Here is a 6,137-nt window from a genome sequence, read left to right as displayed (position 1 = left end):
CACCCACGCGCCTGGAGATCTGCGAAGCGCAATCACCTTCTCGGAAACCCTCGCGAAATTTCGCAGTCGCGACGCCAGAGACCGAGGGTTAGATCATGCCTAGCATTCACCTTCCGGCCGCCCGCTAGCGGACCCTGGTCAGGTTCCGCGAAGGTGGGCGCAGACATGCTGGGCTCGTCAGGATCAAACTGCACTATGAGGCGGCGGTTCATACCGCGCCAGGGGAGCGAATGGACAGCGAGGAGCCTCCGAACGTTCGGGTCGCCTGCTCGGGTGATATCGACGAGGTTGTGCGGCTGATGCACGACGCTGCGGCGTGGATGTCCGCCAAGGGAACGCCCGCCTGGGACGTCGCGCGGATCGACCGGACATTCGCGGAGACCTTCGTCCTGAGATCCGAGCTCCTAGTCGCGAGTTGCAGCGACGGCATCGTCGGCTGTTGCACCTTGTCGGCCGAGGATCCCGAGTTCTGGCCCGACGCCCTCAAGGGGGAGGCCGCATATCTGCACAAGCTCGCGGTGCGACGGACACATGCGGGCCGGGGTGTCAGCTCCGCGCTGATCGAGGCTTGCCGCCATGCCGCGCGAACGCAGGGGTGCGCCAAGCTGCGGCTCGACTGCCACCCGAACCTGCGTGGCCTATACGAGCGGCTCGGATTCACCCACGTCGACACTTTCAATCCCGGCTGGGATCCAACCTTCATCGCAGAACGCCTAGAACTCGAAATCTAACGTCCGTTCGGGCATCGAGGTCCATGTCGGGGTGGGACGGGCCCGTGGCTTCAAGATCACTTGCAGTCCGACCGCGATGTCTTGGTTGCGCGAGAGGTTGTCGATATCCTCCACTTCCATCATCAACCCTGGATAATGCCGCCGCCGTCATCGCCGCCGACGCCCGTGCCGGGCTTTTCGGGCCTGTCAGGCTTGCTCGGCCTTCAGCCTGCCTGGGCGAGATCTCCGGCGGACGGATTAACGGCGGAGCTTCGCCGCCTTTCGTGCGTGTGAAGGCCGAAGATAGTTCTCTCAAAAACATCCGTTTATGAGAGATACCAAATGTCATTTTCAGAAGACGACTGCACCAGTTGATTGGGCGTAATGGCTGTTGTGCAGCCAGCTCCTGACAGTTCAATATCAGAAGTGATCTGCACCAATCTCGACTATGCTCAATACTCGTGTGGGCTCTGTTGCAAAAATCGTGAAGCTTGAGCATGCTTGGCGGAGATTGGACGGACGGAACGATGACGGATTTCAAGTGGCGCCATTTCCAGGGTGATGTGATCCTGTGGGCGGTGCGCTGGTATTGTCGCTATCCGATCAGCTATCGCGACCTTGAGGAAATGCTGGCGGAACGCGGCATTTCGGTCGACCATACGACGATCTATCGCTGGGTCCAGTGCTACGCCCCGGAGATGGAGAAGCGGCTGCGCTGGTTCTGGCGGCGTGGCTTTGATCCGAGCTGGCGCCTGGATGAAACCTACGTCAAGGTGCGGGGCAAGTGGACCTACCTGTACCGGGCAGTCGACAAGCGGGGCGACACGATCGATTTCTACCTGTCGCCGACCCGCAGCGCCAAGGCAGCGAAGCGGTTCCTGGGCAAGGCCCTGCGAGGCCTGAAGCACTGGGAAAAGCCTGCCACGCTCAATACCGACAAAGCGCCGAGCTATGGTGCAGCGATCACCGAATTGAAGCGCGAAGGAAAGCTGGACCGGGAGACGGCCCACCGGCAGGTGAAGTATCTCAATAACGTGATCGAGGCCGATCACGGAAAGCTCAAGATACTGATCAAGCCGGTGCGCGGTTTCAAATCGATCCCCACGGCCTATGCCACGATCAAGGGATTCGAAGTCATGCGAGCCCTGCGCAAAGGACAGGCTCGCCCCTGGTGCCTGCAGCCCGGCATCAGGGGCGAGGTGCGCCTTGTGGAGAGAGCTTTTGGCATTGGGCCCTCGGCGCTGACGGAGGCCATGGGCATGCTCAACCACCATTTCGCAGCAGCCGCCTGATCGGCGCAGAGCGACAGCCTACCTCTGACTGCCGCCAATCTTTGCAACAGAGCCTCCGTCGCCATGCTCACCTCGCTTTGGTGCACACGAGTATTGAGCATAGTCGAGATTGGTGCAGATCACTTCTGATATTGAACTGTCAGGAGCTGGCTGCACAACAGCCATTACGCCCAATCAACTGGTGCAGTCGTCTTCTGAAAATGACACTGTTTGTATATAATCATGAAAAAATGGTGAGTAGAGTTTCAGGGTAACAGGGGATGCTTATGTCGGTTTTCCACAACTGGCTACTTGAGATCGCATGTGAGAATTACTTCGTCTACATCAAACGCCTTTCCGCCAACGATACCGGCGCAACAGGTGGTCACCAGGTAGGGCTTTATATCCCTTCAGGTATCGTTGAAAAACTCTTTCCGTCTATCAACCATACCCGTGAACTGAACCCTTCGGTTTTTCTCACCGCACATGTGTCATCGCATGATTGCCCTGACAGCGAAGCCAGGGCAATTTATTATAACAGCCGTCATTTTGGTAAAACCCGGAATGAAAAAAGGATTACCCGCTGGGGTAGAGGCAGCCCACTTCAGGATCCTGAAAATACAGGGGCTCTGACGCTCCTGGCTTTCAAGCTTGATGAGCAAGGGGGGGACTGTAAGGAAGTAAATATTTGGGTATGCGCCAGCACTGATGAAGAGGACGTCATTGAGACCGCTATTGGTGAAGTTATACCCGGAGCGCTTATATCCGGCCCCGCAGGACAGATTCTAGGCGGACTATCTCTACAGCAAGCGCCAGTAAATCATAAATATATTCTACCTGAAGACTGGCACCTGCGCTTTCCGTCGGGAAGTGAAATTATTCAGTATGCAGCCAGCCATTATGTGAAAAATTCCCTTGATCCGGATGAGCAACTTCTTGACCGCCGGCGCGTGGAGTACGACATATTTCTATTGGTTGAGGAACTGCATGTTCTGGATATCATCCGGAAAGGATTTGGCTCTGTGGATGAATTTATTGCGCTGGCCAATTCTGTCAGCAATCGCCGTAAATCCAGAGCCGGGAAGTCGCTGGAACTGCACCTGGAGCATCTATTCATTGAGCACGGCCTGCGACACTTTGCGACGCAGGCCATCACAGAAGGTAATAAAAAACCCGATTTCCTTTTCCCTTCCGCAGGGGCTTACCACGATACTGAGTTTCCCGTAGAAAATCTGCGCATGCTGGCAGTCAAGACTACCTGTAAGGATCGCTGGCGTCAGATACTGAATGAGGCCGATAAAATTCATCAGGTGCATCTGTTTACACTCCAGGAGGGAGTTTCTCTGGCTCAATATCGGGAGATGCGGGAGTCGGGTGTCAGATTGGTCGTGCCATCATCTCTGCACAAAAAATACCCGGAGGCGGTGAGAGCTGAGCTAATGACGCTAGGTGCGTTTATTGCTGAGCTGACAGGGCTTTACGCAGATATTCCATAGATTATCTCCCGGCATAAATACCGGGAGGAGCGATCAGATTCGTTCAACCTTGCACGAATCGGCATTAACCGCTTTCAGGATATAAGGTTCAAGCAGTTTGGCTACGGCTTCAAACACGGGCACCACTACGGAGTTACCGAACTGCCTGTACGACTGAGTGTCTGACACAGGAATGCGAAAAGGCCTGCCATCTACTTTTTCAAAACCCATAAGGCGCGCGCACTCTCGCGGAGTCAGCCTGCGGGGCCGATGCGCCTGATTTTCTTCGTTCGCGAAGTCTGTTTCACCTGTGGCCATATCCCAGCCACGGTCTATCAGAATTTCAGACCCGTCTTTGTGATAGCGAGCAGAAAGCGTACGGGCAATGCTTTCTTTATTTTCAGGATTAACGAGGCCAAAACCGAATCCGTTACCCTTAGCTGCGTGCTTTTTGGCGTAGTTATAGAGATACTCCCAGAGTTTCGGCGTCAGTATATATTTGCTGTCAACCACGGGTTCCAGCAGTTCGCCAAATGACGGACGCTGTTCCGGATAAAAACGACTAATATCGCGCAGGGTAAAGCCCTGGTGAATGTTCAGATCACGGCGGAAACCGACCAAAACGATACGTTCTCGGTGCTGAGGTAAAAAGTGTTTTCCGTCGATAACTTTAGGATCGTTTTTGCCCATCTCAGCTGCATCCGCAACTTCATAGCCAAGTTCGTCGAGGGTATCCATGATGACTTTAAAGGTTTTACCCTTGTCATGGCTCTTCAGGTTTTTAACGTTTTCAAGAACAAAGATGGCAGGTTTTTTTGCGCGGATAATACGCGCCACATCGAAGAAAAGCGTTCCCTGAGCCTCACATTCGAAACCATGCGCGCGCCCGAGCGAGTTTTTCTTGCTTACGCCCGCAAGGCTGAACGGTTGACAGGGGAAACCTGCTAGAAGTACATCATGATCCGGCACATGCTCATTAATGTAAGCATAGGCATCGTTTTCAGGTACTTCAGGTTTATCACTGAGCGTGACTTCCCGAATATCTAGATTGAAAGTGTGTTCCTGAGCATCGTTAAACCAGTTAGCTTTATATGTGCGCACAGCCTCTTTATTCCATTCACTGGTAAAAACGCACTGGCCACCGATGGTTTCGAAGCCCTTCCGTATACCTCCAATCCCAGCAAACAGGTCAATAAACCGGAAGGCATAGTCAGGGTGATGTGCAGGCGCTTCCGGAAGCATTTTTCGTAGAAGTTCCTCTTCGGCTAACGTCAGCGTCTTAGGTGAGCACTTACCATTAATCCAGCGATTAAGAGTCTCGCGACTCCACTCATTTTTACCAACTTTTCTAAGCAGTTCAGCCACGTACTTCTGGTCATAGATTTCCAGCACCTGCCCGAGCAGCTTTTTATCATTTTCCTGTCGCAGTTGTTCTTCCGCTTCTGCTTTCTCAAGCAGATCCTGCGCCAGTAATTCAAATTCAGACATATTGCCTCCATTGGGTCTTATGGGTGAAACTGTATCACTCATTTGACCCAGATTGAATGTTTTTATCTGGATATTTAAACAGGTTTATTGTTAGGTAACGCACGTTGGCCACGCTGGAGCGTCTTCTGGGCCTGCTGTCGGCCTTTGAGGTCGTGGTATGGATGACGGATGGCTGGCCGCTGTATGAATCCCGCCTGAAGGGAAAGCTGCACGTTATCAGCAAGCGTTACACTCAGCGCATTGAGCGACATAACCTGAATCTGAGACAACATCTGGCAAGGCTGGGACGGAAGTCACTGTCGTTCTCAAAATCGGTGGAGCTGCATGACAAGGTCATCGGGCATTATCTGAACATAAAACACTATCAGTAAGTTGGAGTCATTACCGGTTCTCTTTGTCTTTTAGTGATTCTATAAACCTCATTACGTCTGAATATAAAAATCTATTATTTGATTTATGTGGCTCATGAGGTTGTGGGATGGTCTTGTTTTTGAATGTGCCAGTTTTCTTAATGGCAAAGATTAACTCACCTTCTGTTATTCCTAACATTTCAGCAAATGTTTTTGCTTCTATAGTTACTGACTTCATTTAATTAACTCTCATGGTATCGATTTTCTTTACCGGCATCTTTAACAATGGTGCTCGTTTCTAGTGTTGCTGCGGTACGCTTCATCATCGTCTGCGGGGCGGTTGCGATAGTGAAGGAGCTGCCGGGCGTGAGCAAATCTATCAGGCGCTGGCCGCTGATAATCTCCATCCGTTCACTGGCAATACTGACAGATTTTGAACCTGCGCCGGTTTTCCCGGTATGGCAAAACAGACCGCGACAGTTATGACGTTTAAGCAACTTCTCGAACTCCTGTACGTGCTGTAAAGCAATATGGCCGCGATAGCGTTTAGCCTGAATAAGATAGCGATATTTTCCTATTATTACCTGGCCGTCAATGCCTCCATCGCCGGTATAGCGTTTGTTTCTGATGGTTCTGAAGCCATGCGCTTCAAATCCTTCCAGCAACAGTTCTTCAAACACAAAAGGATCAATTTTCCTCAGGTAGTTAATTTTTTGGGCACTGTTGCAAATAGTCGGTGGTGATAAACTTATCATCCCCTTTTGCTGATGGAGCTGCACATGAACCCATTCAAAGGCCGGCATTTTCAGCGTGACATCATTCTGTGGGCCGTACGCTGGTACT

6 protein-coding genes and 2 pseudogenes are annotated in these 6,137 nt (G+C 52.1%); 5 read left to right on the top strand and 3 right to left on the bottom strand.

Features of this window, described 5'->3' with window-relative positions; genetic code table 11:
* The 4 genes and pseudogenes from ACOTXC_RS22570 to ACOTXC_RS22555 all read left to right on the top strand — a co-directional run.
* Nucleotides 1-103, top strand: a pseudogene (locus tag ACOTXC_RS22570) (sulfonamide-resistant dihydropteroate synthase Sul1); the annotation flags it as partial.
* A gap of 127 nt (nucleotides 104-230) precedes the next feature.
* Complete coding sequence (locus ACOTXC_RS22565; protein WP_000376623.1) at nucleotides 231-731, top strand: GNAT family N-acetyltransferase; 501 nt, start codon at nucleotides 231-233, stop codon at nucleotides 729-731.
* Nucleotides 732-1,237: 506 nt separating this feature from the next.
* Nucleotides 1,238-2,002: an IS6-like element IS6100 family transposase gene (locus tag ACOTXC_RS22560; RefSeq protein ID WP_001389365.1), complete on the top strand. Its 765-nt coding sequence runs from the start codon at nucleotides 1,238-1,240 to the stop codon at nucleotides 2,000-2,002.
* 266 nt (nucleotides 2,003-2,268) lie between these two features.
* Nucleotides 2,269-3,477, top strand: a complete 1,209-nt coding sequence (locus tag ACOTXC_RS22555; RefSeq protein ID WP_001749969.1) for a type II site-specific deoxyribonuclease — start codon at nucleotides 2,269-2,271, stop codon at nucleotides 3,475-3,477.
* Nucleotides 3,478-3,510: 33 nt separating this feature from the next.
* Here the strand turns inward: ACOTXC_RS22555 and ACOTXC_RS22550 are convergent, their stop codons facing one another.
* The gene (locus ACOTXC_RS22550) at nucleotides 3,511-4,944 is read right to left on the bottom strand and encodes a DNA cytosine methyltransferase (protein WP_001288432.1); all 1,434 of its coding nucleotides are present in this window, start codon (nucleotides 4,942-4,944) and stop codon (nucleotides 3,511-3,513) included.
* Nucleotides 4,945-5,042: 98 nt separating this feature from the next.
* On the opposite strand from ACOTXC_RS22550, the pseudogene ACOTXC_RS22545 reads away from it, so the two are divergent.
* Nucleotides 5,043-5,315 (top strand): annotated as a pseudogene (locus tag ACOTXC_RS22545) (IS1 family transposase); the annotation flags it as partial.
* A gap of 10 nt (nucleotides 5,316-5,325) precedes the next feature.
* Here ACOTXC_RS22545 and ACOTXC_RS22540 read toward each other — a convergent pair.
* Nucleotides 5,326-5,532, bottom strand: coding sequence for a hypothetical protein (locus ACOTXC_RS22540; protein ID WP_001749967.1), 207 nt, complete (start codon nucleotides 5,530-5,532; stop codon nucleotides 5,326-5,328).
* A 4-nt stretch (nucleotides 5,533-5,536) separates the two neighbouring features.
* Nucleotides 5,537-6,049, bottom strand: coding sequence for a restriction endonuclease (locus ACOTXC_RS22535; RefSeq protein ID WP_071549088.1), 513 nt, complete (start codon nucleotides 6,047-6,049; stop codon nucleotides 5,537-5,539).
* Nucleotides 6,050-6,137: the final 88 nt, after the last annotated feature.

Origin of the sequence: Enterobacter cloacae complex sp. IR5428, from assembly GCF_049238585.1 — a bacterium.
GTDB lineage: Bacteria > Pseudomonadota > Gammaproteobacteria > Enterobacterales > Enterobacteriaceae > Enterobacter > Enterobacter intestinihominis.
The sequence above is the reverse complement of the archived record's forward strand: the minus strand, read 5'-3'. Positions and strand labels throughout refer to the sequence as shown.

What these genes read in the sequence shown, in the direction of transcription:
- ACOTXC_RS22535 (WP_071549088.1), bottom strand. Translation starts at nt 6,049, where the DNA reads ATGATAAGTTTATCACCACCGACTATTTGCAACAGTGCCCAAAAAATT.
- ACOTXC_RS22555 (WP_001749969.1), top strand. Translation starts at nt 2,269, where the DNA reads ATGTCGGTTTTCCACAACTGGCTACTTGAGATCGCATGTGAGAATTAC.
- ACOTXC_RS22565 (WP_000376623.1), top strand. Translation starts at nt 231, where the DNA reads ATGGACAGCGAGGAGCCTCCGAACGTTCGGGTCGCCTGCTCGGGTGAT.
- ACOTXC_RS22550 (WP_001288432.1), bottom strand. Translation starts at nt 4,944, where the DNA reads ATGTCTGAATTTGAATTACTGGCGCAGGATCTGCTTGAGAAAGCAGAA.
- ACOTXC_RS22560 (WP_001389365.1), top strand. Translation starts at nt 1,238, where the DNA reads ATGACGGATTTCAAGTGGCGCCATTTCCAGGGTGATGTGATCCTGTGG.
- ACOTXC_RS22540 (WP_001749967.1), bottom strand. Translation starts at nt 5,532, where the DNA reads ATGAAGTCAGTAACTATAGAAGCAAAAACATTTGCTGAAATGTTAGGA.